The sequence below is a fragment of the Phaeobacter sp. HF9A genome, from assembly GCF_011806385.1.
Classification (GTDB): Bacteria; Pseudomonadota; Alphaproteobacteria; order Rhodobacterales; family Rhodobacteraceae; genus Epibacterium.
Genome location: NZ_JAATOX010000243.1, coordinates 1 through 1,463 on the forward strand (window position 1 = coordinate 1; position 1,463 = coordinate 1,463).

The window sequence follows — 1,463 nt, forward strand, 5'->3', positions numbered from 1 at the left end:
ACCGCGCTGGTCGATCAGTTCTACAAGGACGTGCAAAAGCTTGGCGGCGGGCGCTGGGATACCTCGGCGCTGATCAAACGCCTGCGGGCAATGGGCTGATCGAAATCGTTAAAGCAGAAAAGCCTCCCAGATGAAGGGAGGCTTTTTTCTTATTGATAAGAATGGGTATTCCCAAGAGGATCAGGGGATGATGCGCGTGTATTTGGAGCCTTCAAGCGTGGCGCCAACCCGCAGCCCGGCCTGACCAAAGACCGCCGCGATCACCGGCGCGGTCAGGGTATTGGTGTCGGCGGTCAGCGCATTGCCTTCGTCCTTCACGACATATTCAAGATCCGCGCCCGCGGTCCAGCCAGAGGAGCGACGGAAGCGCGCAAGCGCTTCTTTTGTCATGAAAAACAGCACCTGTGCATATTGCTGTGCACCGATCTGAAGCCCGGCATTGCCCTTGACCGAGGCATAATAATCGACGCTGATGCCATTGATCCGCAGCGCACCACGGCCATAGGCGCCGCCAAAGATGAAACCGGCTTCGGTCACCAGAGGGATCACCAGCATGCCTGCGGACTTTTCCGCCAGATCCCGAGTGCCGGGATAACGGGCATACATCTGGTTCAGGGTGGAATCGACGCGAGCGTCGATCTTGACGTCATTGGTATTGCCCACACCATTGCCACAAGCGGCGGTGACGCCAAGGGTTGCAAGCCCGGCAGCGGTAAAGGCGCGACGCGATAGGGTCTTGGGGTCTCTGCTCATTTTTTGATAACCTGCAATTTGTTACGGCACGATGTGCACGCGATTTTTTCGCCATTATATGCACAATTGAGCAGCCTGTCATCTTGAACCCGCGCACGATGGGCGGGTTCTCGCTGTTCTATCGGGGCGGGCGTGAACGCGCTAGCTGTTCAGGATCTTGGCGACCTGAGGTGCAAAATAGGTCAACACCCCGTCACAACCGGCGCGGCGGAAGGCCATCAGGCTCTCGAGCATGACCTTGGTGCCGTCGATCCAGCCATTTTGCGCGGCAGCCTGGATCATCGCGTATTCACCAGAGACCTGATACGCAAAGGTCGGCACGCCAAAATCGCGTTTGACCCGGTGACAGATGTCAAGATAGGGCAGCCCCGGTTTGACCATCACCATGTCCGCGCCCTCATTCAGGTCGCGCGCGATCAGCCGCATCGCTTCGTCACTGTTGCCCGGATCCATTTGATACGTCTTCTTATCCCCGGTCAGCGCCCCGGAGGCTCCCACCGCATCCCGGAACGGGCCGTAGAACCCAGAGGCGTATTTGGCGGCGTAGGACAGGATCGTGACATTCTTGTGCCCTGCCTGTTCCAGCGCGCTGCGCATGGCGCCGATGCGACCATCCATCATGTCGGAAGGGCCGATGATATCGGCGCCGGAGTCGGCCTGGGCCATGGTCATCTTGACCAGGGCCTCGACCGTTTCGTCATTGCGAATTT

At 58.6% G+C, this 1,463-nt stretch carries 2 protein-coding genes and 1 pseudogene; 1 reads left to right on the plus strand and 2 read right to left on the minus strand.

Features of this window, described 5'->3' with window-relative positions:
- Positions 1–99, plus strand: a pseudogene (locus HCZ87_RS21160) (oxidoreductase); the annotation flags it as partial.
- 81 nt (positions 100–180) lie between these two features.
- Here HCZ87_RS21160 and HCZ87_RS20685 read toward each other — a convergent pair.
- Together HCZ87_RS20685 and hemB are read right to left on the minus strand one after the other, a co-directional pair.
- Positions 181–753 carry a YSC84-related protein gene (locus HCZ87_RS20685; RefSeq protein WP_167647008.1) on the minus strand — a complete coding sequence of 191 codons (573 nt, stop codon included), beginning with the start codon at positions 751–753 and terminating at the stop codon, positions 181–183.
- Positions 754–894: 141 nt separating this feature from the next.
- Positions 895–1,463: porphobilinogen synthase (hemB, locus tag HCZ87_RS20690; RefSeq protein WP_167647010.1), on the minus strand; the 569-nt coding region annotated here is incomplete at its 5' end.

Coding starts and splice junctions, on each gene's coding strand:
- HCZ87_RS20685 (WP_167647008.1), bottom strand. CDS start 753: ATGAGCAGAGACCCCAAGACCCTATCGCGTCGCGCCTTTACCGCTGCC.